Annotated in this window: 18 protein-coding genes, 1 tRNA gene and 1 pseudogene; 12 read left to right on the top strand and 8 right to left on the bottom strand. The window is 72.4% G+C overall.

Features of this window, described 5'->3' with window-relative positions; all coding sequences use genetic code 11:
• Positions 1–95 precede the first annotated feature (95 nt).
• Together GA0070606_RS26560 and GA0070606_RS26555 are read left to right on the top strand one after the other, a co-directional pair.
• The gene (locus tag GA0070606_RS26560) at positions 96–1,433 is read left to right on the top strand and encodes a hypothetical protein (RefSeq protein ID WP_091105620.1); all 1,338 of its coding nucleotides are present in this window, start codon (positions 96–98) and stop codon (positions 1,431–1,433) included.
• A 168-nt stretch (positions 1,434–1,601) separates the two neighbouring features.
• On the top strand, positions 1,602–4,646 hold the full coding sequence (locus GA0070606_RS26555) for a hypothetical protein (RefSeq protein ID WP_141721812.1): 3,045 nt from the start codon (positions 1,602–1,604) through the stop codon (positions 4,644–4,646).
• Between the two features lie 106 nt (positions 4,647–4,752).
• Here the strand turns inward: GA0070606_RS26555 and GA0070606_RS26550 are convergent, their stop codons facing one another.
• Complete coding sequence (locus GA0070606_RS26550) at positions 4,753–6,030, bottom strand: tyrosine-type recombinase/integrase (protein WP_091105614.1); 1,278 nt, start codon at positions 6,028–6,030, stop codon at positions 4,753–4,755.
• A 252-nt stretch (positions 6,031–6,282) separates the two neighbouring features.
• Positions 6,283–6,369: transfer RNA gene (locus tag GA0070606_RS26545), tRNA-Leu, on the bottom strand.
• Between the two features lie 224 nt (positions 6,370–6,593).
• Here GA0070606_RS26545 and GA0070606_RS33920 point away from each other — a divergent pair.
• The 5 genes and pseudogenes from GA0070606_RS33920 to GA0070606_RS26515 all read left to right on the top strand — a co-directional run.
• Positions 6,594–7,232, top strand: a pseudogene (locus GA0070606_RS33920) (tetratricopeptide repeat protein); the annotation flags it as partial.
• A 2,144-nt stretch (positions 7,233–9,376) separates the two neighbouring features.
• Positions 9,377–12,001: a fibronectin type III domain-containing protein gene (locus GA0070606_RS26530; RefSeq protein WP_091105612.1), complete on the top strand. Its 2,625-nt coding sequence runs from the start codon at positions 9,377–9,379 to the stop codon at positions 11,999–12,001.
• Between the two features lie 25 nt (positions 12,002–12,026).
• Complete coding sequence (locus GA0070606_RS26525; protein ID WP_091105611.1) at positions 12,027–13,022, top strand: AAA family ATPase; 996 nt, start codon at positions 12,027–12,029, stop codon at positions 13,020–13,022.
• A gap of 12 nt (positions 13,023–13,034) precedes the next feature.
• Complete coding sequence (locus GA0070606_RS26520) at positions 13,035–14,207, top strand: DUF58 domain-containing protein (protein ID WP_091105608.1); 1,173 nt, start codon at positions 13,035–13,037, stop codon at positions 14,205–14,207.
• Positions 14,183–16,579 carry a transglutaminase TgpA family protein gene (locus tag GA0070606_RS26515; RefSeq protein WP_425413071.1) on the top strand — a complete coding sequence of 799 codons (2,397 nt, stop codon included), beginning with the start codon at positions 14,183–14,185 and terminating at the stop codon, positions 16,577–16,579. Before GA0070606_RS26520 ends, GA0070606_RS26515 begins: the two co-directional genes overlap by 25 nt.
• 86 nt (positions 16,580–16,665) lie before the next feature.
• Here GA0070606_RS26515 and GA0070606_RS26510 read toward each other — a convergent pair whose 3' ends face one another.
• The gene (locus GA0070606_RS26510; protein WP_091105605.1) at positions 16,666–17,412 is read right to left on the bottom strand and encodes a hypothetical protein; all 747 of its coding nucleotides are present in this window, start codon (positions 17,410–17,412) and stop codon (positions 16,666–16,668) included.
• Positions 17,413–17,569: 157 nt separating this feature from the next.
• Here GA0070606_RS26510 and GA0070606_RS26505 point away from each other — a divergent pair, with 157 nt between their 5' ends.
• The 3 genes from GA0070606_RS26505 to GA0070606_RS26495 all read left to right on the top strand — a co-directional run bounded on the left by GA0070606_RS26505 (position 17,570) and on the right by GA0070606_RS26495 (position 20,479).
• Positions 17,570–18,667: a sensor histidine kinase gene (locus tag GA0070606_RS26505; RefSeq protein WP_141721810.1), complete on the top strand. Its 1,098-nt coding sequence runs from the start codon at positions 17,570–17,572 to the stop codon at positions 18,665–18,667.
• A complete protein-coding gene (locus tag GA0070606_RS26500; RefSeq protein ID WP_091105601.1) occupies positions 18,664–19,341 on the top strand; it encodes a response regulator in 678 nt (225 codons plus the stop codon). Before GA0070606_RS26505 ends, GA0070606_RS26500 begins: the two co-directional genes overlap by 4 nt.
• A 646-nt stretch (positions 19,342–19,987) precedes the next feature.
• Positions 19,988–20,479: a hypothetical protein gene (locus GA0070606_RS26495; RefSeq protein ID WP_091105598.1), complete on the top strand. Its 492-nt coding sequence runs from the start codon at positions 19,988–19,990 to the stop codon at positions 20,477–20,479.
• A gap of 452 nt (positions 20,480–20,931) precedes the next feature.
• Here the strand turns inward: GA0070606_RS26495 and GA0070606_RS26490 are convergent, their stop codons facing one another.
• Positions 20,932–22,497, bottom strand: coding sequence for a hypothetical protein (locus GA0070606_RS26490; RefSeq protein ID WP_091105595.1), 1,566 nt, complete (start codon positions 22,495–22,497; stop codon positions 20,932–20,934).
• A gap of 328 nt (positions 22,498–22,825) precedes the next feature.
• Here GA0070606_RS26490 and GA0070606_RS26485 point away from each other — a divergent pair, with 328 nt between their 5' ends.
• Positions 22,826–23,185 carry a hypothetical protein gene (locus GA0070606_RS26485; RefSeq protein ID WP_091105593.1) on the top strand — a complete coding sequence of 120 codons (360 nt, stop codon included), beginning with the start codon at positions 22,826–22,828 and terminating at the stop codon, positions 23,183–23,185.
• 457 nt (positions 23,186–23,642) lie between these two features.
• Positions 23,643–24,068, top strand: a complete 426-nt coding sequence (locus tag GA0070606_RS26480; RefSeq protein WP_176737421.1) for a hypothetical protein — start codon at positions 23,643–23,645, stop codon at positions 24,066–24,068.
• Positions 24,069–24,312: 244 nt separating this feature from the next.
• On the opposite strand, the gene GA0070606_RS26475 is transcribed toward GA0070606_RS26480, so the two are convergent.
• The 4 genes from GA0070606_RS26475 to GA0070606_RS26460 form a co-directional block, all read right to left on the bottom strand.
• Positions 24,313–24,909 (bottom strand): TetR/AcrR family transcriptional regulator, encoded by a 597-nt coding sequence (locus GA0070606_RS26475; protein ID WP_091105590.1) that lies wholly within the window; start codon positions 24,907–24,909, stop codon positions 24,313–24,315.
• Positions 24,899–25,711 carry an SDR family NAD(P)-dependent oxidoreductase gene (locus GA0070606_RS26470; protein ID WP_091105588.1) on the bottom strand — a complete coding sequence of 271 codons (813 nt, stop codon included), beginning with the start codon at positions 25,709–25,711 and terminating at the stop codon, positions 24,899–24,901. Before GA0070606_RS26470 ends, GA0070606_RS26475 begins: the two co-directional genes overlap by 11 nt.
• Before the next feature lie 345 nt (positions 25,712–26,056).
• Entirely contained in the window at positions 26,057–26,722 is a 666-nt protein-coding gene (locus tag GA0070606_RS26465) for a hypothetical protein (protein ID WP_091105585.1), read from the bottom strand.
• 60 nt (positions 26,723–26,782) lie between these two features.
• Positions 26,783–26,974 carry a hypothetical protein gene (locus tag GA0070606_RS26460; RefSeq protein WP_091105583.1) on the bottom strand — a complete coding sequence of 64 codons (192 nt, stop codon included), beginning with the start codon at positions 26,972–26,974 and terminating at the stop codon, positions 26,783–26,785.
• Positions 26,975–26,997: the final 23 nt, after the last annotated feature.

Below are 26,997 nucleotides of genomic sequence, written 5' to 3'. Positions count from 1 at the left end.
CGCGACCTGGTGGTGATCGCGTGGACGATGAGGCAGTACCTCGATTCCGACCTGAGCCGCGAAGGTGGGCGGCCGCCCCGCCCGAATCGGTAGCGGTGCCGAGGAACATCGGCGGCGAAGAGGATGACGCCGATGACGCCGTGCCGTTCAGGGATGACGAACCCATCGGCACGCAGGACGACGCCGACGGGTCGGGCGTTAGCGAGCCGCTGCCCGCCGATGAGCCCGATGACCTGCGTGATCGAGCACCATGGTGGATCCTCCGCGGCGAGAGAATCGAAGGGATTGCACTGGCCAACCGGAGCAGGAAGCGCGAGAACGAGAGACAGAGCGGCTTTTTTGATATCTACGACCATTTCTGGGGTTACGTCGACGATGACCCCCCCGAGTCGGCCTTGCCCACGGTACGGGCCGCCAACCTCGCGCAGGACCGGCTCGACCTCGCGCAGGACCGGTTGAGCAGGCCGCAGCCACTAGCGCTTAAGATCAACGTGGCTGTGGCCGCCATTGCAACGCTCGTGATCGTCGATGGTTCTGCGACCCACAGGCTGGCGGCCTTCGCCGCCTGCCTGATCTTCGGCTGCTGGTTCGCGATCACGGTTTCGAGCTTCGCCATTTCGGCCCGCATGGCGGCCATCGGCGCCGCAGCCTCAGCCGTGGCGTGCGTCGTGGCGTCGGCCGTTCCCACGATCCACGCAACACGGTGGTACGAGGTCCTGGTGGGACTAGCGTTCGCGGCTGCTGCATTGTTTGTCGGCGCGATGTGGCCGCTCGTGCTTGCGTGGCGCGTCGAGCGGAACCACTGGGCGCGCCCTGACGTGGCAATGGTCGCCGCTCTCCTCCAGTTCAGCGACCGTGTCGAGTTTGCGCCAGAGCACCGGCGCCATGCTGTGGCGGAACTTGACCGCGCCGCTACCAGGTTCGAGCTCGCGTGGCATCGCGTGAATCGAACCGGTGTCGACGTCACCGATCGGCAGTTGCGCGGATGGGCCGGCCGGATCCGCGCGGAGGCGAGGGAGCTACAGCGCTCGTGGGCGTTCGGCACCCCGTCGACGTTCGCCCTGCTCATGCGGACCTACAAGCTGATCCTGGCGATCGTCAATCGCTACTCCCTCGACGAGCAGGAGGACGCCTGGGTACGACATGGCAGTTGGCGCAGGCCGCCCACGTCGACGCTTGCCCGGCTGTGGGTACGCAGCAAGCAATCCGGTCGGTACGTGCGCCAGTGCCTGCTCGCCGGCTTCATCGCGATCACCGCGATGCTTCTGCTCGCAGATACAGTATGGAGCGCGGTGCCGACCTTCATCGGCACGCATGTCTCCCGCGATCTCGGCTCAGCTCTGAACTTCGACCCGACGGTGCGCGTGTTCGTCGCGACGATCAGCCTGTCCTTGTTCGCCCTCGCCGGGCGCGCGTTCATCCGTCGGCATTGAACGGATGAACTGGTGCAAGATCGACAGGACCCTTGCAGCCGTGTTGGCGCAGCCCGCACAGGTCTGGCCTGCATGTCCATGGCGAACTCGACAGAGGGTGGCAGGATGCGACGGACTGGGCTAGGCGTGAGGTGAGGCGTGGTGGCTACTCCGGTCGAGAGAGCGCAGATGATCAGGGTCAGCTTGAGCCTCCTGGCGGGAGAGAACGCGCATCATTCGTTCGAGCACGTGTGTCGCCACGTGGCCAAGCGGCGGATCGCCAGCAACGTTCTGCCCGCCACCGGCCCGGTTTCCGCTGGTGGAGACCAGGGCAGAGACTTTGAGACGTTCCGCACCTACCTGGTAGAGGAGTTGCCGTTCGCCCTGGGCTTTCTGGCGTTGGCGTCTCGGGACGTCGTCGCCTTCGCCTGCACCATTCAACGGGACAAGCTGCGGGCGAAGTTTGAGAGCGACATCGCGGCCATCTGTACGCAGGGAACCCACGTCGACCGGATCTACATCTTCGCCGTGGCGGAAGTACCCGTGGGTCTGCGCAAGAAGGTAGAAGCCTGGGCGCTGGAGCAGTACAACGTCGGGTTGGAGATCATTGACGGGTTCGGGCTGGCGGAGTGGCTTGCCGAGCCAGACCTGTACTGGATCGCCCAGGAATACCTGCACCTGCCGGCCGAGCTGGCACCTCGCCAGGCTGATGAGCCCGAGCCGGACCTTCCCGACTGGTACGTCGAACTCCGCGAGTACTGGCAGGAGCCGCACCGGACCCCGTCCAACCTGGGCGACATGTTCGACTTGCGCCACGGGCTGAGACACGCCATACCACCGGGGCCGACACGAGTGGACCTCGATGGGTGGCTGACTCTCATGACCCGGCTCGCCGAGCACAGCGCAGACGCCGATGTGCGGCTGCACGCTGTCTACGAGATCGTCGCGGCGCGAAGCCGGGGGAAGGCGGATCTTCGACCTGCGGAGCCGTTGATCCGCCGGTTCATGGCGGAGATCGAACTGAGCGACGACCCGACCATCCTGTTCAACGCGAGCGTCCTCGTCCAGGTCTGCACCACAGCGGCCGCGCTCAACCACACCGACATCCCACTGCCCGAGATCTTGACCTGGATACCGCAGCAACGTCGCCACGTCGACCAGCTCCTCGAACGGGACTGGGGACCTAACACCCGAGCAGGTCTGCTGCAGGCCGCCGCCCACCTGGCGCTGCACGTCGACTACACCGGCGCCGAGGTCCGCGGCAGCGCGACCCTCGCCGAGCTCGACCAGCAGTACGAAGCATTGATGGAAGCGATCCACGAGGGTGCGCTCCAGCAACATCTCGACGCGGCACCCGTGGTGGACCTCGACGACGGCATGCGGCGGCTGCTCGAACTCGCCGAACTACTTCCCGACGCACGCGGCTACCCGATCGAATCATTCAGCGCCGTCATCGACATCCTCGCGCCCACCCTGCGCGACCATCCGCTATACCGGCGGGTGTGCGACGGGCTGGACGATGCCGTCAAGCGGCAGGAGGGTGACGCCGCGGTCGGCGACAAATGCCGCCAGCGAGCTACTGCCCTGCAAAAGGCCGGCCGTCTGCTTGACGCCCTGAGAGAGTTCCACCAGGCCAAGGTCAACTGGTTCCATGGTGACACCCTCTACGGCGCGCTACGGGCGATGGCCAACATCGTGGATATCTACTGCGCCCTGGGCATGTACCTCGCTGCCAAGAAGTACGCGTTGGCCATGGCCGCTATCGCACACAACAGCCTCGATCCGTCCGACCGTGAGTTCCTTCCGATGGCACTGTTCTCGGCGGCAAACCAGGACCACCTGGTCGGGGCTTGGATCGCCTCCGCGGACCTGGCGTCGATCGCCAGCCTCGCCCACCTCGCCTACGCACCCGATCCTGCAAATCTCGACCGCCACACCTACGTGTCAGAGGCCGTGCAGTACCAGGTGTACACCGGCCTCGTAGCGCGTCAGACCCGCCCGAACTTCGAAACAGCCTTTTGGGACATCCTCGACCGAGGCCACTTGACTCCCCTCGTCCGAACCGGCGTCGATGCGTGGTCGGCAAGGGTGTCATACAACGAGCAGGAGTGGCTGGACTGGCTGTCCGAGAAGGCCGGCGCACCGTTCAGCGACGTCGGCCCAGAGCGCACCATCGTCTTCCGCGCGCTGGGGGTGGTCTGGACCATCCACGGGCGCAACGAGCAGAACATCGTGCTGGCGATCGAGGACTTCACATCGACCCTGCAGATCCTGCTCGTGGAGTTCGCCTCCCTCGACCCAACGATCATTCCACAAGACGTCGACATCGAGATCCGCACCTACCCGGCCGATCGACGACCGACCGACACCTACATGACCCGCGTCGACGGAGGCCGGCGCCTGTGGCTGCTATTCCTGCCCGCCGAACCGCAAGACGAGGCAGACGACGAGCAACGAATACGCCAAGGCGTCCTACATCTGGCGTTCCAGGTCCTGCTCGGCAACTCGCTACTCGACCGGGAACCGTTCAGCCAACTCATGGACCAGGCAGCCCGCAACGGACTGTTCCAGAACCTGGAAGTCGGTCGCCCCTACCACGAACTGGCGCGATTCCGGACACAACCCATCCCACCTCTCGCCGACGCCCGCTATCGCCCTCTCGTCCATGGCGAACGCACGACTCCACGAGGCGGCTCACCGCACCTCGAACCGCGCTCGGACCCGGGTCCGGGTTATAGCGTCGAGAAGGCCCAGGCGATCCTGGCGGAGCGCTACGAGGTTTTGCCCATACCCATCCGCCACACTCTGCCGGCGCTACTGCAAGATGAGCGAGTGCGGGATCTGTTCAACAGCCTGCGCGATGAAGGCTGGAAGGACTGGCACCTGCTCACCGTCGTGATGAACCTGACTGTCAACCACCGCATAGAAGCCCGTTACGGGCCGCTCACTGCAGAACGGTTGGGACAGCTTCGGGAGGCTGTCTTCGACGAGGCGTTGAGGGAAGAGGGACCAGACGACCCGCGCGTTTCTCCGGCAGAGATCTCCCGCGACGTCATGATGCACAGAATCCACATGGCGGCCGTGAGCAGCCTACGACGCTGGGGACTGGTTCTCCATCATGGAGACACGTCCGCCGACCCCGTCATGCAGGTACTCGAACACCGCTATGGGTTCTGGACCGACGACATTCCGCACGACGATCCCTTTCAGGGTCTCCTCCCCGCAGGGACCTGATCTTTGCCTGCCTCAACGTCCGGGAGCGGGCGGTACTGCTATCGCTGCGCTGGCATGGCATCCGTCCGCCTCCCCGTCGGGGGAGGCGGACGGACTATCACGAAGCTCAGCTATCAACTGGAGCCTGCACCACCCGCGCTGCCATGCGGGTTGGCCTGCCGCCCGCGGTCGTCAGTTCGTCGACGCAGAGGAAGCTCCCGACGATCTGCCGCACCGGCTCGTGGTGCCGCCGGGTCGCGTGCACGTACACGTTCATCGTCGTCGTCACGCTGGCGTGCCCGGCCATCGTCCGCAGCGCCGCGAGGTCGACGCCCTCGGTGGCCAGCAGCGTCAGCAGCGAGTGCCGCAACCCGTGCATCGTCATCCGGCGCGGCAGGCCCTTCTCCCGCGCCAGGTCGCGGATCTTCACCCACCGGTCCGTGTAGAAGTCCTCGTACCGCCAGTGGTTGCCGCGCGGCGCCACGAACACGAACTGCCGGCCCGGGTCGCGGCTGGCGGCCGCGCACCGCTCGGCGACCATCCGCGCCACCGCGGCGGTCAGCGGCACCTCCCGGTAGCCCTGCTTCGTCTTCGGCTTGGGCTCGACCACCCACCGCCGGTTCACCTTCCGCAGGACCTGCACGATGGACACCGTGCCCCGCACGACGTTGACGGCCCGGGGCGGCAGCGCCGACACCTCACCCCAGCGCAGCCCCGTCGACAGCTTGCACAGCAGCAGGTCCGCCGCCTCCGGGTCGACCGCGTACGCCGCCTCGAGGAACAGCCGGGCCTCGTCCGGGCTCTCCAGGATGTCCCGCTCGGCGCGCGGGCCCTCCGGCAGCGGCAGCCCGTCCATCGGGTTGGCCGTCCGCACGGCGGGCTCGCCGTCCTCGCCCGGCCGGCACGCCGCCTTGAAGACCGGGACCACGGACTCGCCCCGGATGTTGGCGATCGTCTTCGCCGACAGGCCGGCGTCGCGCAGGCCCTGCTGCCACTCGCGCATCTCCCGCCGGGTGATCTCGGCGATCGGCCGGTCGCCGAGCCGCGGGAAGACGTGCTTCTCCAGGCGCTCCCGGTACTTGCGCACCGTCTCCGGGTGCGGCTTCACCAGCGTGCCCAGCCACTCCTCGGCGTACGCCCGGAACGTCAGCACCGCCGCGGCGGGCTCGGGCGCCGGGGCGGCGGCCACGCCGGCGGGAAGGAGCTCGACGAAGCCGTGCTCGGCCAGCTGCTGCGGCGTGGGCCGGTGGTTGCCGTTGGCGTCCACCAGCGCCTTGAACCGCTTCGCGTCCACCTGGAAGTCGAACGTCTCGACGTTCCACTGGCCGTCGCGTCCGCCGCCGGTACGCCACTTCACCCGCCAACGGGTGCCGCTCTTCGCGGTCCTCTTCTCGATCTGCGCCACTGTTCCTCCACGTGAACAGGCGGCCTCGACCCGTCGCGGGCTCTGCCGCCAGCCGCGCAGCTATATGCGCAACAGTGGGACCGTAACCGTCTCGACGGGTCAGGACAAGATCGCGCCTCCCGCTGACGCGAACGGCGCGACTCCGAGCCGGTGAGACCCAGGTGATCCCCAGGCGGGCAGTATCCCGAAAACACTCAAGGCCGCTGAGCTGAGTAATGCCAGCTCAACGGCCTTGTCACTGCCTGGTCTGATTGGTGTCCGAGGGGGGACTTGAACCCCCACGCCCTATACGGGCACTAGCACCTCAAGCTAGCGCGTCTGCCATTCCGCCACCCGGACTTACTCGTTCAGCCTACCGTGTCGGCCGAGGTGATCGACTCACCGGCTCGGCCGGCCCCGGCGGGCCGCACGGGGAGTTACTGTACACGCCCCGGGTGGATCATGCACATCGGCTTCCGGCAGGTAGGTCCGTGCAGGTCGGGACGGGTCCGCGGACCGTCCGTCCGCCGGTAGCCGGCGGGCCCGGGTAGCGTTCGGCCACCCCGACCCGGCAGCATGGCCACGTGTCCCAACCCTCTCCCCTGGCCGCCGTTCAGCATCGGGCCCTCGCCCTGCGCGCCGCGGGCGATCTCACCGCCGCCCGTCAGCTGCTCGCCGACGCCGTCGGGTCCGCCCGGCCGCCGTACGGCTTGGATCACCCGGACGTGCTGAGCACCGCACACCTGCTGGCCCGCCTGCACCGTGAGGCGGACGAACCGGGCACCGCCCGCCGGGTGCTGGAGGAGGCGTTCGCCGCCGGCGAGCGGAGCTGGCCACACGCCGACCCGCTGATGCTGGCGCTCTCCTTCGAGCTGGCAGCGGTGGCAGACGAACTGGGCAACCGGCACGAGGCCCGCCGCAACTACACCCGCGTCGCCGCACTCGGGCCTGCCGCGCTCGGCGCCGACCACCCGGCGGTACGTACGGCCCGGCAGTATCTCGGCGACGCCGCTCCCGCCCCCCAGCCGGGCAGCCAACCGAGCATGCCGGCACTATCCGAACCGACGATGTCACTGTCGGTTCTCTCCACGGCCTGGCGGCCCCACGAGCCGGCCACGGTCGCCAGCCCGCCGCAGCGACCGATCGCCCAGCCGCCGGGCGCGCAGCCGATCCCACCGCACGTCGTCAGCGGCCCGCCTGCCCCGCCGCACGCCCCTCCGGTCCCGCCTCCGCCGGTCGTTCCACCCCAGCGGGGCGTCCCGGCTCCGCCGCACACCGCGACGCCCCCGTACCCGCCGCAGCAGCCCGCCGCCCCGACGCCACCAGCGCCGCCGCCTTCCGCCTGGGCCCCGCCGGCACCGCCCGCGGTGCCGGACCTGCCGCATTCCGCCCACGCCCGGGTCCCGACGCCGCCCGCCCCGCCGCACACCACCGGGGCCGGACCGGCCGGCCCACCGGACCCTCCGGCACAACAGATCCCGCCGCCGCCCGTGGTGCCGCCACCGGTCGTACCCGCGCAGCGCCCCGGCGCCACGGCCCCGTCGTCTCCGTGGGCACCGGCGCCCGGCCAGCCCTTCGCGACCCCGACGCCGCCGCCGGCCCCGCAGGGCCCGTCGCGTCCCGCCACGCCGGCGACGCAGGGCACTGCCGCGCCCACCCCGACCGACAGGGCCGCTCCGCCACCACCAGCCCCGCCCGCGGCGGAGTCCCCCGTGTCGTCCTTCCCCGCCGTGCCGACGAGCGAGGCGCCGCCCGCCGGGTCGTCCCCGCCCCGACACGCGGCACCGCCGGCCGCCCCCGTGGTGTCGGGCCCGCCCGTGCCGCCGGATGCCTCCGTCCCGCGACACGTGGGGCCGCCCGCCAACCCCGACCCGGCGCAGCCGGCCGGCGGGGCGTCCGTGCCACCGACGCCCGACACCCGTCGCGCCGCGCCGTCGTCGCCCGCCGCCGCGCCGTCGTCGCCCGCCATCGCGGCCTCTCCGCCGCCGGCACCCGCCGAGGCGGCCACCTCGGCAGCGGCGACCGAGTCGCGCCGGTCCCCCGCGACGGACGCGGCCGCTTCCGACCAGCCGGAGACGCCGGAACGGCCGGCGCGGTCCGGTCCTGGGTGGGACGAGCCGACGATCCAGGTACGGCAGATCGAGCCCCTGCTCGCCGAGGAGATCGCCCGCGCGGGCGGCACGCCGCAGCCCGGCGCGGACAGCGGCGCCCCGGTGAGTCCTCCGCCGCCTGGGACGCTCTCGCCGGCCACCGCCGCATCGCCGGCGCACGCCGCCCCGGCGTCGCACACGCCCGCGCCGACCAGATCGGCCGGCACGCCCGAGCCCTCGGTCAGCGCACCACCGGTCAGCACGCCGCCCACGCCACCGGTCAGCGCCCCACCGGCCAGCGCAGCCGTCGGGTCGGCCCGGCCGGTCAGCGCGCCGCCGCAGCCCGTCAGCGGGGCGGCCGCGCCGCCGTGGAGCATGACCGCGCCACCGTGGAGCAGCACGGCGCCCCCGCAGGCGCTGACCGAGCCGACCACCACCGGCGGCGAGCACAACCACGACGGCGCCTACCACCAGAATGTCGTGGGCGGGCCGGAGCCGGCGCAGGAGCAGGAGCGGCAGGAGGGCCACGACCAGGCGCCGGCGCATCCCGACATCGAGACGTTCCCGATGACGGCGTTGCCCCGACACGACGCGCCCGAAGCATTCCGCCAATGGCCGGTCGTCCCGCCGCCGCCGGCGTACCCGATGCTCGGAGAGCCCGAGGAGCCCGGCCGCAGCCGGACGGTGATGATCGTCGCCGTGGTGGTCGTGCTCCTGGCGCTCGTGGCGCTCGTCGGGGTGGGCGTGCTGCTGCTGAGCCGGGAAGCCGCGCCGCCGTCGGGGCCCGCCTCGCCGGCGGCCGCGTCGGCCACGGCGGGCGCGCCGAGCGCGGACCGGCCGCCGCCGACCGACCTGACGTTGCGGGACGACTCGGCGACGATCACCCTGCGTTGGACGGATCCGGCCGGCGGCGGCGTGCCGTTCATGGTCGCCGGTGGGCGGGCCGGACAGAAGCTGGGCGTGATGGCCACGGTGGACCCTGGCCAGACCAGCTACACCGTCAACGGGCTGAACTCGCGGGTGGACTACTGCTTCACGGTGCTCGCGGTCTATTCGACGGACACGTTCGCCACGTCCGGGCAGGTCTGCACCGAGCGGGAGAACGGCACGCCGGCGACCTGAGGCAGCACCGCGCGTGGCGCACACGCTGGGTATCCACGGCGGGACACTGCGGGTTCCCCCGCCACCGGCCGGGCCATATGATGGCACCCGGCTCAGGGGAGGGTCGCCGCCGGACGGGGCGCCACCTGCCAGGACGACACGGGAGGCAGCCGGTAGTGGCCACCATCGACGACGCCGTGACCGCCGGCGCCCCGCGCCCCCGCAACCGCCGGATCCGGGGCGGGCTGGTCACCATCGGCACGGTGGCCGCGCTGCTGGCCGCCATGGGGCTGACCGTCCTCGGCCTCGGCGCGGCGGACAACGCGGTGGCGAGCCACGACGCCAGTTCCTGGCTGTGGAGCGCCGCGCGCAGCGAGATGGCCCGGGTCAACGGGGTCACCGCACGCGTCGACACCCGCGTCGGCGTCCCGGGCGCCCGCCGGCACCCGATGCAGGTCACCCAGACCGACCGGCTGCTGATCCTGCGGGACCTGAACACCGGTCAGGTCAGCTCGCTGGACCTGGCCACCCTCCAGATCACCGCGACCACCCGCACCACCCCGGGCTTCGGGGTCAACGTCGCCCTGCACGAGGACGCGGCGTTCGTCGTCGACGCCGTGCAGGGCATCGTCCGGCAGCTCGACCCGCGGTCCCTGACGCCGGTCGGCGAGCCGGTGCGCTACCCGCCGGGCATCACCGGCGGATCGTTCGACGGCGAGGGCCGGCTCTGGATCGCGGTGCCCAGCGAGGGCACCGTCTCGGCGATCACCGCCGCCGCGCTGCCCTCCGCGCCCGCCTCGGCCCCCGCCGAGGCCGGCCTGAGCCCGAAGCAGGTCGAGACGTACGACGTCGCCGACGCCAGCCACGAGTTGGTCGTCTCCACCCTGGACGACGGTGTCGCGGTGCTCGACCGCACGGCTGGCGCGCTGGTCACCGTGCGGCGAGGCGAGGTCAAACCGACGCCGTTGAAGATGAGCGCCCCCGGCGCGCTGCCGGCGCGCACCAGCGGGCCGACCGTGCCCGTGACGGTGCCCGGCGAACGGCGGGTGCACGTGGTCGGCGAAGGCGGCGAGGTGAGCGCGTTCACCGTGCCGGGCGCCGGCGACCGGCTCAGCCCGGCCGTGGCGTGGGCCGGCCGGTTCTACTGCGCCGACGAGGCGTCGGGCACCGTCTACGCGTTCGACACAGGCGGCCGGCTGGTCGACACCATCCGCAGCCGGGGTGCCGGGCCGCTGGAGCTGGAGGTGCGGGAGAACCACCTGTTCATCAACGCCCCCGACTCGGCGACCGCCCGGGTGGTGGACGACAGGCACCAGGTGCGCGAGGTCGACAAGTACGCCAACGACGTGCTCGGCGGCGACCCGCCGCCCACTCCCCCGCCGCCGCCCCCGCCGAAGAAGCCGAAGGTGGGCAAGCCGGGCGCGCCGCGCAGCGTCACCGCCGCCGCCGGCAACGCGCAGGCGCGGGTGAGCTGGCGGCCGGCCCCGGCCAACGGCGCGGAGATCACCAGGTACGTGGTGGAGGGCGCCGGCCAGCGGGTGCAGGTGGGCGCCAACCAGCGGGCCGTGGAGATCAAGGGCCTGACCAACGGCGAGACGTACCGGTTCTCGGTGCACGCGGTCAACGCCAAGGGCGACGGGCCGGCGCGCACCAGCAACCCGGTGACGCCGACGGCCGCGGTACCCGACCCGCCGGCCAGCGTCACCGCCCAGGAGCGGCCCGACGGCACGGTGCTGGTGCGCTGGCCGGCGGCGAACGGGCAGGGCAACACCATCGCCAAGTACGTGGTCACGGCCACCTCGGCGGGCACCAACGCCCCGGCCGGAGAGTCCCGCAAGACGGAACTGGTGGTGCCGGCCGGCGAGCTGGAGTACGGCACGCAGTACGCGTTCACGGTCGTCGCCGTCAACGACCGGGGCGCCGGATCGGCGGCCTCCCCGGTCAGCAACACCGTCGTGCCGTACGCGGCTCCCGGCCGGCCGGCCGGGCTGCGGGCGACCACGGTGGCCGACCGGCCGGGCTCCGTGGCGGTGCAGTGGTCGCCGGCGGAGGCCAACGGCCGTCCGGTGACGAAGTATCTGGTGGACGTGGGCGGGCGCAGCAGCGAGGTGACCGACACCCGGGCCACCGTGGACGGGCTGGGCAACGGCCAGAACGTCACCGTGAAGGTGAAGGCGGTCAACGAGGCCGGTGCCGGCCCGGAGGCCACCGCCACCGCCCGCACCGTCGCCGAGCCCCGCGTCACCGTGACCGGCTCGTCGGCGACCGCGACCTCGGCGACCGTGACGTTCACCGTGGACGCCGGCGGCGGCAGGGCGACCTGCTCGCTGAGCGCGCCCGGCGAGCCGGCGAAGACCGGAAACTGCTCCGGAATCACGATGACGGGCCTGACGCCCGGCACGAAGTACACCTTCACCGTCACCGCCAGCAACGCCGCCGGCAAGGGCACCGCCACCCGCGCCCAGGCCACCGACGCCCTCTACGGCATCGCGACCTGCAACAACGGCCCCGACGGCGACCAGCGCACCTACTGCAACAAGGACGTCGACGGCCGCAACGGCAACGAGATCTTCTCCGTGCCCCGACAGGACAACGACCGGCAGGTCGGCTGGGCCAAGCCCGGCACCCGGCTCAAGGCGTACTGCAAGAAGTCGGGCGAGAACGTCGACTCCTGGATCTACAACAACCAGAAGCAGAGCAGCTGGTGGGTGCAGGTCGAATACTCCGGCCGCAACTACATCCCGTGGGCGTGGCTCAACCTGGAGGGCGGCGACAACATCAACGTCCTGCCCACCTGCTGACCCACCCAGGCGAGGAGCACCACCCGTGAACACCCCAGAACCGCTCACCCAGCCGGAGGTGCAGGGCTTCGCCGCCCTCGCCGCCCGGCTGGCCGAGAACGTCAACGCGGTGGTGCTGGGCAAGCCACAGGTGGTCCGGTTGGCGCTCACCGCCCTCTTCGCGCAGGGGCACGTGCTGCTGGAGGACGTGCCCGGGGTCGGCAAGACCACCCTGGCCCGCGCCATCGCCGCCACCGTCAAGGGGCAGTGGCGGCGCATCCAGTTCACCCCGGACCTGCTCCCGTCGGACGTGTCCGGGGTGACCATCTTCAACCAGGCCACCCGGGGCTTCGAGTTCCACCCGGGGCCGGTGTTCGCCAACATCGTCATCGCCGACGAGATCAACCGGGCGTCGCCGAAGACCCAGTCGGCGCTGCTGGAGGTGATGGAGGAGCGCACCGTCACCGTCGACGGCGTCCGCCACCCGGTGCCGCAGCCGTTCCTGGTCGTCGCCACCCAGAACCCGGTGGAGATGGACGGCACCTACCGGCTGCCCGAGGCACAGCTCGACCGGTTCCTGGTGAAGCTCTCCGTCGGCTACCCCGACGAGGCCGTCGAGGTGGAGGTGCTGCGCGGGGCCACGGTCCGCTCACCCGAGGCGCTCACCGCGGTCACCGACACGGCCACCGTCGGGGAGATGGTCCGCATGGCCCGCCGGGTCCACATCGCCGAGCCCCTCTACACGTACGCGGTGCGGCTGGCCGCGGCCACCCGCAACCATCCCCAGGTGCGGGTCGGGGTCAGCCCCCGGGGCGTGATCGCGCTGACCCGGGCGGCCTGCGCGTACGCGCTCATCGACGGGCGGGGCTGGATCATGCCGGAGGACCTCAAGGCGCTGGCCGAGCCCGTCTTCGCCCACCGGCTGCTGCTCACCCCCGACGCGCAGGTGCGCGGGGTGACCGCCGCCGAGGTGCTGCGCCAGGCGGTCGCCTCGGTGCCGGTGCCGCTCCCCTCGGGCCAGCCGGCCCCGGTCCAGGGCTGACCGGCGACGCCGGTGTCCGCGCTCACCGCCCGAGGCGTCGGGCTGCTCGTCGCCGCCGTCGTGCTGCTCGGCGTCGGCTTCCGCTTCGCGTACCCGGAGCTGACGCTGCTCGGCGCGGCGGCCGGCATCGCCGTCGGCTACGCCCTGGCGACGGCGGCCTGGCGGCCCCGGCTGGAGGTGACCCGCAGCGCCGACCCGGACCGGGTGGCGCGCGGCGAGCCGGCCGCGATGACGCTGACCGTGCGCAACACCGGCCGGCTGCGCGCCGCCAGCCTGGTGGCCGAGGACCGCTGCGGGGACCGGCCGGTCCCGGTGCCGCTGCTGCGACTGCGGCCGGGCCGCGACACCACGGTCCGCTACGACGTGCCGACCCACCGCCGCGGGGTGGTGCCGGTCGGGCCGCTGCGGGTGACCCGCCGCGACCCGCTGGGCCTGGTGACGCTGGCCCGCCCCTACGGCGGCACGGTGCCGGTCTGGGTGCATCCGCGCGTGCACCCGCTGCACGCGGTGCCCACGGGCGCGGGGCGCAGCCTCGACGGCCGGGTCGACAGGGTGCCGCACGGCTCGATCACCTTCGACTCGCTGCGCGAGTACGTCGTCGGCGACGAGTTGCGGCGGGTGCACTGGCGCACCAGCGCCCGCGTCGGCGAGCTGATGGTGCGGGAGAACGTGGACACCAGCCTGCCCCGCATCGTGGTGCTGCTGGACAACCGGGCCGTCGCCCATCCGGAGCGCCGCGACGGGGTGGCCGAGTCGTTCGAGTCGGCGTGCGAGGCCGCCGCCTCGGTGGTGACCGCCGCCTACCGGGAGGACCTGCCGGTGGTGCTGCTGATGGCCGACCCGGAGCCGTCCGCGCCGGACGCGACCGGCGACGCCACCGGGCACGGCGGTGGGCCGCTGGACCGGCTGGCCGCGGCGCGGCTCGCCGACGACGACGTCATCGACGCCACGACCGCCCGGCTGCGGCGCGAGCGGCTCGGCGACACGCTGGTCTTCCTCACCGGCCCCGGTGGCCGCGACGACCTGGGTGCGGTGGGCGCGCTGCGCGCCGCGTACCCGTCGGTGGTGGTCGGGATCTTCGGGGCGACGGAGCCGGCGCCGGCGGGCACGGCCGGCCTGGTCGTGATCGACGCCCCCGACGGCGCCGCGTTCGCCGCCGAGTGGGACGGGGTGCGCCGGTGGTGACGGCGCCCGGGGCCCCGGCGGGGCCGGAAGCCGGTGTCGGCGGCGGAACCGGCTCCCGCGGCGGGGCGGGGCAGGCGCTGGGGCGGGCGCTGCGGGCGGTCCCGGTGCCGCTGGCGCTGATCGCGATGATCGGCCTGGCCGGCGCGGTCCTCGGCCGGGTCTACGCCGGCCCTCTGCTGACCCGGCTGGTGCTCGGCGCGGCGGTGGGCTCGGTGCTGGTCAGCGTGGCCAGCCGCCGGCTGCCGTCGTGGCTGGTCGCGCCGATCTCGGTGACCGCGATGGCCGGCTGGACGGCCTTGTCGCTGCGGCTCGCCGCGACCCGGGCCGAGCTGCCCGGCGGCCTCGCCGACATCACCGCCGACGCCGCCGCCAACGGCATCCCCCGGCTGCTGACCGCGATGATCCCGGTCGAGCCGACCCCGGACACGGTGCTGGTGCCGCTCGTCGCCGCCTGGCTGGCCGGGCTCGCCGGCGCGGAGGTGGCCCTGCGGGCGGGCCGGGTGCTGCTCGGCTATCTGCCGGCGGCGCTGCTCTACGCCGCCGCGCTCTACGTCGTCGGCCCGAACGCCGACCCGGCGATCGGGACCACGCTGGCCTTCGTGGCCGTGGCGGCGGTCGGCCTGGCGGTGCCGGCGGCCGGCCCGGTCACGGCCGCCGGTGACCCGAGCGCCGGGCTGGCGCCGGCGGTCCGCGCCGCCGTCCGGGCCCGGCTCGCCGCCGCCTCCGCCGCCGGGCTGGCCGTGGTCGTCGCGCTGGCCGCCCTGCTCGGCCCGGCCCTCGCCGGCCGGGTCGACGGCCGGCCGGTGGACCCCCGCCGCTACGTCGAGCCGCCGCAGGTGGAGGCGCTGGACGAGAGCCCGCTCATCCGCATCTCCGGCTGGGCGCTCAACCCCGGGCAGAAGCTGCTCGACGTGCGCGCCGACGGGCCGGCCGAACCGGCGCCGACCGGGACGCCCGAGCCCGCCCCGGATGCCGACGCCGGGCCGGATGCCGACGGCCGTCCCACGCCGATCCGGCTGGCTGTGCTCAGCGACTACGACGGGGTGACCTGGCGGGTCGGCGCGACGTACCGCAACGCGGGGCGGATCCTGCCGGCGACCGCGCCCGCCCCGGACAGCAGCGTGCGAACCGTACGCCAGGAGATCACGATCGCCGACCTGACCGGGCGGCTGCTGCCCGCCGTCGCCACCCCACGCGAGGTGACCGGGGCGCGGGTGGCGTACGACCCGACCACCGGGACGCTGATCCGGCCCGAAGGTCTCACGCCCGGCCTGCGGTACACCGTGACCTCGGCCGCCGAGACGCCCGACACGACCCTGCTGAGCACCGCCGACGTGCCCGCCGGCGACGAGGTGGCCCGGGTGCTGCGCGTCGCCGACGGGGTGCCCGATCCGCTGCGCCGCCTCGCCACCCAGCTCGCCGAGTCCAACGGCGCCTCGTACGCGCGGGCCGCCGCCGTGGAGCAGTTCCTCGCCGAGCACTACCGCCTCGTCGCGGACGCCCCGAGCGGGCACGCGTACCCGAACCTGAACTTCTTCCTCTTCGGCCCCCGCAACGCCGGCGGCCAGCGCGGCACCTCCGAACAGTTCGCCGCGGCGTTCGCCGTGCTGGGCCGGCTGGCCGGGCTGCCCACCCGGGTGGTGGTCGGCTTCCGCTCCACCGGCGACGGGCCCGTGCGGGCCGGCGACGCGTACGCCTGGCCGGAGGTCCTCTTCGACGGGCTCGGCTGGGTGCCGTTCGACCCGCTGCCCCGCCCCGACGAGGAGCCGCGCCCGGTGGAGGAGGACTTCCGCCCGACGCCTGAGGAGCCGCCCCCGTCCGAGGTGCCACAGCCCACCGTCGAGCCCACGCAACCGCCGGAGCCCGAGGCCGCGCCGGGCGGACCGGCCGACCCCGGCGGGCCGTCGACGGCGCTGCTCGTCGGCGGCGGCACGGGCGGCACACTGCTGCTGGTGGTGGCGGCGCTGCTCGTCCTGCTGCTGATGCGCCGGTCCCAGACCCGGGCACGGCTGGAACGGGGCGACCCCGGCCAGCGCATCGCCGGCGCCTGGCGGGAGGTCACCGACGCGCTGCGCCTGGCCGGCCGGCCGGTCGGGGGTGACCTGGCGGCCACCGAGATCGCCGCCCAGGCCCACCGCGCCCTCGCCGACGCGACGGCGGCCCACCCTTCCGCCGGCCGGGACGCCCGCATCGACGAGCTGGCCGGCCTGATCAACCAGGTCGCCTTCGCGCCCGGCACCGCGACTGAGGAACAGGCCGACCGGGCCGCCGCCACCGCGACCGCCTACGTGACCGGGTTGCGGGCGGCCCGTCCCCGCTGGCGCCGGCTGCTCTGGTCCGTACGCCCCGGCCCGCTGCGCTGGCACCGCTGAGCGGCGGACGGCAGCCGAGCCGCAGGTGACCCGGCCGCCGGTCGGGTTGGTTCCCGTCCCGTGGCGGCACCACAGGCGCCTCGGAGTCAACCGAGCTGGCCGAGCACGATGGAGCCGGCGATGAAGAGCAGCAGCAGGGGCGACACCCGCCGGAGCGTCCGTGACGACGGGCGGTCGGCGGCACGCAGGAGACTGACACCCAGTGGAACGAATGCCACGACCAGGCCGGTCACCTCCACGACCGAGGCCCAGGTGCTGCCCTTGAGAACTCCGACCATCAGGCCGGACATCAGCGCCAACGCGATGGCCGGCAGCAGGCGGAGGGTGCGGGACAGGAAGCATCCGACCGCCAGGACCACCCAGCCGGAGACCAGCGACAGGCTGAGGCTGGTGACGACCCATTCGCGGTAGCCGTAGTAGGCCTCGACGGCCCGCGTGGCGTTGTCGAGGCCCGCGCTGTTGACGAGGGAGAACGCGAAGGTGTTGACGCCGTAGTGGAAGGTGCGTGCGAACAGGCCGAACATCACCAGGCTGCCGCCCCACAGCGCCCAGCCGGGCCGGGTTTCGCCGATTCGGGTCGCGACCGCGACGACGCCCGGCCACAGCGCGATGACGCCGGCGAGAAATATCGCGTACGCGGCACCGATGAGCGCGGGTTGCCGCTGGTACGCGGCGAGCTGATGCGGGAAGAAGAACGGGACGCCGAGCCGCACGAGGGTGCCGGTCAGGAGCAGGATCGGCCCGACGATGAGGGATGTTCCGCCCAGCCACGGGCCCGGGAAGGTGAAGGTCTGCGCGGTGGTGTGCCGCCGGCCGTGGGTCGCTGTGATCATGCCGATGACACTGCCGCGACACCCACATGTGGCACATCGGACCACGACACCAACCGGCGACATCGGCGTTGGGCTGGGCCGCGGGCCTCGCGTAGTACCAGAGGATGACCGCCTCGGGTCCGACGGCAAATCCGTTGGCTCCCGATAGCCTTGCGGCGTGATCAGGTTGCGGTGGCAGGTCGTCGACGCTATGGCGGCGCTCGCCGTGCTCGCGGCGTGCGGTGTCGCGGTGACCGAGGCTGGCCGGCCGCCGTGGTGGCACTGGACGGTCATCGGCGCCGTCGCCCTGCCGATCGCCGTCCGCGACCGGTGGTCGCTGATCGCCGCCCTGGTGACGCTCACCGCGTCCGTCGCCGCGCTCGGCTACGACGTGATACCGCCGTACGCTGCGGTGAGCCTGGTCGCGGCGGTGGCGCTGACCCAGTACTCGGTGGCGGCGAAACTGCCGGCGACGCGGTCCGGGTCCGTGCTCGCCGCCGGGCTGGCCGGCGCCGGCGTGCTGGCGTTTCTGGCGCCGTCGGCGCCGCTGGTGGCGATGCCGGCGGTCACGCTCCCCTGGCTGGTGGGCCGGTTGGTCCGGCACCGGCGGCACCTCACAGAGCGGTTGGCCGACGAGCGGGCGGCGCGTGCGGTCGCGGAGGAGCGGCTGCGCATCGCTCGCGACCTGCATGACACGGTCGCCCACAACCTGAGTGTGATCGCGATGAAGGCCAGCATCGCCCGTCACGTCGCCGCGGCACGCCCCGAGGAGAGTGTGACGGCCCTGGAGGTCATCGAGGCCGTCGGCCGGGAGGCGCTGGTGGAGATGCGCGGCGCGCTGGGCCTGCTCCGCGCCAACGACGATCCTGACCTGCCGGTGGGTTCCGCCGACGACGTGCGTGCGTTGGTCGATCGCGCCGAGCAGGCCGGCATCCGGGTGGAGCTGACGCTCGTCGGCGAAGCTGCGCTGCCGGCCGGGATCCGGCTCGTCGTGTACCGCGTCGTCCAGGAGGCGTTGACCAACGTGATCCGGCACGCGAAGGCCACGCGGTGCACGGTCAGCGTCGCAGTCGACGCAGACGCGGTCACCGTCGACGTGGCCGACGACGGCACCGCGTCCGGTGCCACCGACGCGACCGGATACGGCCTGCGTGGCATGCGTGAACGCGTCTCCGCCTACGGTGGTAGCCTGCACGCCGCGCCACGCCCGTCCGGCGGGTTCGCGGTGGCCGTGCGCCTACCCACCGCCCAGCCCGTCGAAGGTGGCCAGCGGTGACCGACCCGATCCGCGTCCTCATCGCCGACGACCAGGTGCTGTTGCGCGACAGCCTCCGCCTCCTGCTCGACACAACCCCGGACTTCACCGTGGTCGGCGAGGCCGGGACCGGTCGCGAAGCCGTCGAACTCGCATCGACCCAGCGCCCCGACGTGGCCCTGATGGACATTCGCATGCCGGATATGACAGGTATCGAGGCCACCAAGGAAATTTGCGCCACGAACGGTGACGTTCGCGTGCTCATCCTCACGACTTTCGACGTTGACGAATACGTCTACGGTGCGCTCCGCGCCGGCGCCAGCGGATTCCTGCTCAAGGACGCCAACGCCGCCGACCTGCTCACCGCCCTCCGCGTCGTCGCCGCAGGCGACGCGCTGCTCGCACCCAGCGTCACCCGGCGGCTCATCGCCGCGTTCGGTGCCCAGCCCCGGCCGTCCCGCTCGTTCCATCGCACGCTGACCGGGGTCACCGATCGCGAGCGCGAGATCCTGGCGCTGATTGCGCGCGGCCTGTCCAATGCCGACATCGCCACTCACCTGACCCTCAGCATGGCCACCGTGAAATCGCACATCGGCCGGCTGCTCACCAAGCTGAACGCCCGTGACCGGGCGCAACTCGTCATCGTCGCCTACGAGACCGGCCTGGTGACCGCGGCGCCCGCCGGCTCTGCTTGACACCCGCCTGACGATCTCGCCGGGCCCCGATCGATGTCCGCACTCCGCAACTGGACGAACGTCGGCCCGGAACGTCCGTGCCATCCCCCATTGTGGACCCAGAGGCACCATCGTCCATCTTCAACCTCGGCAGGGATGGAACACGGCCCATCACCAAGCGAGGACAGTCCTTCGCCGACAGCGATTGAACAACGAGGAGGCCGCGTGGTGTGGACCCGTGACCTTGATTCCTATCCGATGGGGCGAGGCCCACATGCCAAATCGGGACCGCCAAGAAATCTGAGCCAGATCCCGATTCCGGGTTCCGGTCCACGAAGTGTGACCGAACGCCTTTCATCGTGGGTTTCGGCTGGTCGAGACGTCAGGTAGGACGAGGATGGCTCGGACGACCGCGATGGCGCGGTCGGGGGCTGCAGCGGAGTTTGGCCAGGATCATCTTCTAGCCCTTGAGGGTGGCGACGGCGCTCGTCGACACGTGCCGCGAGCGCCCACGGGTCGACCGCTGCCCCGGCGCGCGCGACGAGCCGCGCACGGCCCCGCGCCCCCGCCGCCGGACGTGTCGCGGCGCGGCCCCGGGCGCGCGAGGGCGAGCGCGCTGAGTACGGCCACTCAGGCGGCCCGCGCCGTACCGGACCATGATCGGGGAATGACCAGCGCAGAGGAGGGCGGGCGGCACGACGGCGCCGTCGCACAGCCTTCCGCTCCCCGCGAACGAAGCCACTGGGCGCAGCCCTGGATCCTGCTGGTCCTGGCGCTGCCCGGCGCCGTGTGGTCCTGGTACGCGGCGATCGTCGCCTCCGCGCCGTTCTTCGGCGAGGAACCGTCTCCGGTCGACCGCGCCACCACCGCCGCCGCCTTCCTGTCCGGGGCGTCCCTGTGGCTGACGACGGCCCTGCTCGCCGCGGTCATGTTCCGCCGTGCCGTCGTACCGGTGCTGTGCGGCCTCGTCGCCGCCGGCTTCGCCGCGCTGGCGCTGTCGGGGACGCAGCCGCGCGCCCCGCTGAGCGAGGCGGACATCGCGGGATCACTGTCGGCCTGGACTCCACCGACGAGCTGGGCCCTCGTCCTCTGGGGCCTCATCGCGCTGACGGCGTGGGCGTACGGCCGCCTGCGCGGCGTCCGCCACGCGGACCGCTGACGGATCGTCCGCGACCCACGCGACGAGTTCCATCGGCCGATGCTCCGCCTCCTCGAACGCTCGCACACCCTCGGATCATGACGACGCCGACCGTCACCCGCCCCGCCACGCGGGCGCCCTGCTGGGCAGCTTCGACCGGGACGGCTGACTTTCCCGACACCGGCCACCACCGCTGGCCGGTGTCGGCTGGCGAGCCACGAGCGGCGGCCGAGCGCTCGTCCGGCTCTCCGGAGAGACTGCTGCTGGCGCGCGGCCCGGTCCCTTGGATCGTCGACGACGGCCAGGGTCTCGGCGAGGGTCACCGCGGTGACGCCGAACCGGTAGCGGTCCTCGACGACCTTCCCAGCGAGCCGGTACTGGCCCCGGGACGAGCTCTCCCACATCGACCAGAACCACGAGCGCGCCGAGGCCGCGCACTCCCGCCCGCCTCGCTGGGCCGGCTGAGGCGAGGCCTATCGGTTGGCGCCCTCGTACACCACCGTCGATAGATTGAGCCACCATGTGGCGGCGGCTCGCACCTGCTCGGGCATTCGGTCGTCGGCCCGTAGCCGGTGCAGCACGCCCCGGTTGCGGGCCATGCCCAGGCCGTAGGTCAGGCCGTTGAGCGCCGCCGCGCTGGCCGGCCGCCGCGTACGCCGCCACAGCCCCGCGTGGTACGTGATCGCCTGCCTCCAGAACCGGTCCTCGCTGCGCCCGCCGACGTGCCCGATCGCCTGCGCCGCGGCGACCGTGACCCGCGCCGGCACGCCGCTCACGGTGATGAGCCGCTCGATCGCCGCGCGCTGCTCGGTCCCGCCGAGCACTCGCAGCGCCTCGATGATGGCGGGCGCAACCGATGCGCCCAGCACCGCCGGGACGGCCAACTCCGCGGCGAGCGTGGCGGCGAGCGGCCGGCGGTACGGGGTTCCGCTGACCGTGATCGCCGCCAGTAGCCGGACGTCGAAGACTGGGCTGAACAACATCTCGTCCAACAGGGTCGGCAGCACGTCGTCGCGGAATTGCGGGACGTCGCGCGGCATCAGCGCTACCACCGTGCCGGCGAGCCGGGCCACCAACCGTCGGCTCGCTTCCCGATCGGCCAACCGACCGGCACGGAGCACCTGGTCCAGGATCGGATCGGCGGCCAGCGCCAGCAGCCTGGTGCGGCTCGCCGACGAGATCGTGTCCGGCAGGCGGCGTAGCAGCTCGGCCGCCAAGGGCTGGAGGTCGTCGCGCCGGGTCGTGTCGAAGGTCAGCTCCTGGATGATCGCCACCAGGCGCGGCATCTCGACTGCGGTGAAATGCCCGAAACGCAGCTTGCGGACGCTGGCCCGCAGGGCGCCGTACTGGGCGCGTTCGTTGGTGGGGTGAACGAGCTGCTGGAGCACGTGCCGGTTCGCGTCGGGATGGTCGCTGGCATCCAGCACGCTCACCGTCTCGACGAACACCTGGTTCGTGCGGTCCGCCGCGAGACTCGCGCACGCGGCGACCGCCGCCTGCTGACCGACAGGGTGCGCCAGGAGCCGGCTCAGCGCCTCGTACCGCTGCATCCAGGCGATCCCGTCGGCGACGATGGTCTCGCTGAGCAGCCGCTCGGCGATGTCCGCCCAGGCCCGGTGCGGGCTGATCACCACCCCCGGCGCGGCCGACAGCCGTCGCGTCAGCTCGTCCCACTCGACGCCGGTCAGCAGCGCCGTCGAGGAAGCTGCCCGGTCCACGAGCTCGTCGAGGCGGCCCGAGGCGGCGGACCGGTCGGGCGCCCGCGCCAGCGCCGGCAACACGTTCTCGGTGGACGCCGTGTAACGGTGGATGGTGTCCACGAGCGCGACGAGGTGATGCGACGGCAGGTCCAGTAGCTCCTCGTATCGGCGGACGGCCAGGTAGGGGGCGCGCACCGCCGCCGTCTCCCAGCGGGATACCTGATAGAGGCTGGCGTGCTCGGGCCAGCAGCCGCCCTGGAACGCCTCGGCGAATGCCGCCGACCGCAGCCACCGTTCGCTCCGCCCGTACAGCCGGTTGACCCGCAGCAGCCAGCCCACTCGGTGCTGGTGCGCCGGCAGGCGCGGCCGGTCGGCCGGTCCGGCAACCGCCCGGTACGGGCGGCCACGGCGGCCCGTGGTGCTCCTCCCAGCTCCCACGCGGCCATTTATTGCACGGCGGACTACCGTGCGCAACGCCTCGGCCACTACCGGACAGCAGCGCGGATCCTGTCTGCACGGCCCCCGAACCCGAGGGCCGACCGTCATCCACCACATTCGAGGTCGGGAGATTCACATGAAGGCAATGCTCGTCGAGCGGGCACATCCGATCACAGACGCCGCACTTCGGGGCGCGGGGTCGAGGCCGAGAAGCCGTTCGATCCTCGTTGTGCTCACACTGCTGATCGCAGGCGTCTTCGGGCTCGCCCAGCCGGCAGCTGCCAGCGCGAGCGGCTGCACCTACACGGGCTACCCGGTCGACCGCTGCGTGTACGTCAACGGCAGCGGCACCTACGTCAACTACATCGTCGGGACCATCCGATACCGGACCGGCCTCTACCTGGAGATCGAGGTGTGGGGCGACGGTATCTACTACCGTGGTCACGGCGACCCCGGGACCCCCTCCGACACGACGCAGGTCCGCCTCAACATCAACCGGCACCTCGCCAACAACAGCTACGTGTGCGTTGCGGCGCGATGGACCGACGGCACCCAGATCTCACCCGCATGTGTCCGGATCCACTCCTAGGATCCCGCGGAGTCCTCGGCCGCTCCTTGCGAGTAGCTGAGCAGGGTCGGATTCCGGCGCGGAGACGATGCGCGGCAGCCCGCCACCGGTCGCCCATGCCGAATCGACGCGGATGAAATCCGGGGCCACGCTGCCCTGGGCCACTGGCGCCCAGGGCAGCGTTTCCGCAGCTCACGGGACAGTTCGTGCAGGGGCCAGAGGCGCCGGGCCCTGATCGACCAGGGATTAGGCAGCGGAAGCGACGGAAGAAGCCCGCACGTCGGGCCCAAGCCCATCCGGCCCGTAACCGCTCGGTGCGACAAGTTGACGGTTCGCTACCAGCCCGTGTTTCGTAGGCCCCGGGGGTACCGGTTGATGGCGGCGGTGGTCAGGGTGGTTTCGTAGCGCACGGCCAGTTTTCGGAGACGGGAGGCCGGTGGGCGCGGCGAGGCGGACATCGCACCGGCGGTGGGCCGGCGTGCCCGGGTGGGTAGGGGTCGTCGTGATCGCCGCCGGCTGCCTCCTCACATACGGCGGGATCGTCCACCTGGGCGACCTGCTCGGCGTCCGGCCAGGCGGCCCGGGCCCGTCCACCCCCACCTGGCTGATGCTGTACTTCACCTCGCTGACGGTCTTCGACCCGCTCGCGGCGCTGCTGCTGGCACTGCGCCGGACCGAAGGGCTGCTGCTCGCCTGTGCCGTGCTCGGCAGCGACGCGGCGGCGAACGGTTACGCCAACTACGTGCTGGACACCGCGCCGGGGGTCACGCCGGGCCGGATCGGGCAGGCGGTGATCGCCGCACTCACGGTCGCCCTGATCGTCGCGGCGCCCAAGGTTGCGCCCTGGCTGCACGGGTCACGATCGGGCCGGCTGGGGCGCTTCCATGAACGCCATCGAGCCTGATCGGTAGGGCGGCTGTGGCGCGAACCAGGCGTCGATGTCCAGGGCGATCACCCGAAGGCTCAATCGCCCTCGGCGGCCACCTCCGCCGCGACGATCGGCGCGACGCGCTCAGCCGGGTACGGGCTCCGGACGCTGACCGCCGTTCCCGCCACGGGAAGCAGTAGACGCGTCCGACGACGAGCCGCCACCCGGCCGACCGCCCCACCGGGCCGTGGAGGGTCTGACCGGCCGTCGGCTGCTGCGGTCAGTCCGCCGCGAGCGAACGCCAGACCCGGTCGGGCAGCACGCGGGCCGCCTGCTCGAGGTCGATGCCCGGTACGCCGGCGAGCCACCGGCGCGCGGTCTCCGCCACCGGGCCGATCAGCAGCATTTCGACCAGCGGCTCCGGCAGGGTGGCGATCTCGCCGGCCGCCATGCGGGGACGCAGCCAGTCGGCGACGGCCGCCATGAACGGCGCCTTGGCGGCCGTCACCTGTTCGGCGTGTGCGGCGAGGTAGCCGGCGTAGGCCGAGGCGTGGATGAACCGCGCGGCGGCCGGGTTGACCTCCGTGAAGCGCAGGTAGGCCAGCACGATGGCGCGGACGCCGGTGCGGGCGGTCCGGGCCCGGCTCAGTCCGGCGATCAGCTCGTCGAACAGCGCCGACATGCACCGGCTGTACAGCGCCGCGGCCAGCCCGTCGAAGCTGCCGAAATGGTGGTAGAGACTGCCGAGGCTGACCCCGCTGGCGGCGGTCACCGCGTTGACCGTGAAGCCGGGCTGGCCGGCCGAGTCGAACACGTCCAGCGCCGAGGCCAGCAGTCGTTCGGCGGTCGCCTCGCCCCGCTGCTGCTTAGGCGACATGCGCCAGCCCTTGATCCCACAGCCGGCGCGCCAGGACCGGATCGTCCGCCACGGGCGCGAGCGGCACCTGACGGTCACCGTCGAAGTAGCGGCCGGACCCCTCGCCGGGCGCGAACGCCAGGCGCACGACCCGCGCCGCGCCGACCGCCGGGGCTTCCCACCGGCGCTTGACCGCCTTGAGCAGCAGGCCGGGCACGCCGCCGGGATCTCCCAGGTCGGTCCTGATGACGCCGGGGTGCACCGCGTCGATGGTCACCCCGGCATTCTTCCAGTGCTCGGCGAACAGCGGCACGGTGAGCAGGTTCGCGAGCTTGGTGTCGCAGTAGGTGCGCATCCGGTGGAAGTTCTCGCCGTGGGGCGTACGGTCCAGGTCCACCCTGCCCCTGACGCAGAGGCCGGCGCTGACCTGGACCACCCTCCCCAGCCGCTCCTCCAGCAGGTGGTTGAGCAGGAACGGCGCGAGGTGGTTGACCGCGAACGACTGTTCGTACCCGTCCTCGGTGCGCACCAGCCGGGTGGGCCAGACGCCGGCGTTGTGCACCAGCACGTCGATTCGTTCGCAGCGGTCGTGCAGCTCGGCCGCGACGGCCCGGACGGACGACAGCACCGACAGGTCGCCCACGACCAGCTCCGCCGAGCCGCCCGCGCCGTCAGGGGACGCCGCCAGCGCCGCCACCGCCTGTTCGCCCCGCACCCGGTTCCTGGTCACCAGCACCACCCGGCAGCCCTGTCGCACCAGTTGGGTGGCCACCGCGAACCCGATGCCGCGATTGGCTCCGGTCACGACCGCCGTCTTCGCCATGACCGTCAGCCTAACCGGAATCTAGAGCGTATTTCTAGAACGTATTTCAGTTGGCGATGAGCCCTCAGCCGTCCGAGCCCCGGCGAGTCACCACACCGCGAGGTGCGGGTGAGCCCTCCGCCAGATGACCGACGGCTCGCACCGCTGCGCCGTCCCCGTGGTCGACGTCAGGCGACCGCGCCGCTGGTACCGCTTCCTGACCACCACATGGTCGGGCCACGCCACGACAGGCGGGCGTTGCGGCAGGCGGTGAGACCTCCGGCGAGGTGGGCGTCAGCGCCGCACACCTCGCCGGAGGTCTCACCTCGGGTCAGGTCGCCACGTCGACAACGACCGTCGGGGTCGCTACGACCGGTCCTTCGGCGCGGGTGGCAGGTCAGCGTGGGTGACCGTGTAACCGCCGGCCTCGACGGGTGCGAACGGGGCGGGCGCCATGCTGGTGCCGACCTCGGACTCGGCCCACTCGCCCTTCGCGTTCCTGGTCATGTTCATGAACTCCCAGGAGAATCCGACCCGGTCGCGAAAGCGGCGGGGGCGGTCCTTGCCGGCGTCGTAGACGCTGAATCCGAAGCGCTTGCCGATCCAGTAGTCCGGCCCGCCGGGGCTGACGGTGGTGATGACCGCGGTCAGGGTCGCGTAACCGGGCGCGGTCACCATGGAGTCGACGCGGCCCTCGGCCGTGAAGGTGATATCCCACTGCGCCGCATGGTGTGTGATCTTGACCGTGCCGGTCGCGTCGTTGGGCGCGCCGGGCAACGTCCGACCATCGGCGGTGGGAATCGGACCGTTGGTGTAGGGGGCGGCGTGCGCGTCGAACGCGAACGACCGGATGTCGTCGTCGCGCTGGTAGGTGAGGCGTACGTCTGCGGCCCCGGTGACGCTGGCGATGTCTGGCCCGGCCGGCGCCTCGCCGGTTTCGGTGCCGGCGGTGGCCGCCGTGGTGGTGCCGATGGCGCCCGCGACGGTGAGCGTCGTGAGTGCGGCTAGCGTGGCGGTGATTCTGGTGCGCAAGGTTCGCCCCTTTCGGAGATTGGTCGACAGTGACTGGTCGGTCGGGATACTCGGTGGCGGCTATCGGGTTTCGTGGCGGCGGCGCCGGTAATAGGCGAAGGTCACCACCGCGAGCAGCGGACCCCACAGCAACAGCGGGGCATAGCAGAGAGTCATCACCCAGTACGACGTGTCGACGGTGTCGGCCGTGGCCCGGTCGCCGGTGCGGGTGTCCTTTCTCGTGGTCAGGCGCGAGGAGTGGTTGTCGAGCACGATCGCGCTGCGCCTCTGCGGTG

The organism is Micromonospora citrea (assembly GCF_900090315.1).
GTDB classification, from domain to species: Bacteria; Actinomycetota; Actinomycetes; order Mycobacteriales; family Micromonosporaceae; genus Micromonospora; species Micromonospora citrea.
Note: the sequence above shows the minus strand (reverse complement) of the source record. Positions and strands in the feature narration are given on the sequence as shown.

Excerpts from the sequence above, each read along its gene's own strand:
- GA0070606_RS26555 (WP_141721812.1), top strand. The coding sequence starts at position 1,602 with ATGATCAGGGTCAGCTTGAGCCTCCTGGCGGGAGAGAACGCGCATCAT.
- GA0070606_RS26510 (WP_091105605.1), bottom strand. The coding sequence starts at position 17,412 with ATGATCACAGCGACCCACGGCCGGCGGCACACCACCGCGCAGACCTTC.
- GA0070606_RS26495 (WP_091105598.1), top strand. The coding sequence starts at position 19,988 with ATGACCAGCGCAGAGGAGGGCGGGCGGCACGACGGCGCCGTCGCACAG.
- GA0070606_RS26475 (WP_091105590.1), bottom strand. The coding sequence starts at position 24,909 with ATGTCGCCTAAGCAGCAGCGGGGCGAGGCGACCGCCGAACGACTGCTG.
- GA0070606_RS26470 (WP_091105588.1), bottom strand. The coding sequence starts at position 25,711 with ATGGCGAAGACGGCGGTCGTGACCGGAGCCAATCGCGGCATCGGGTTC.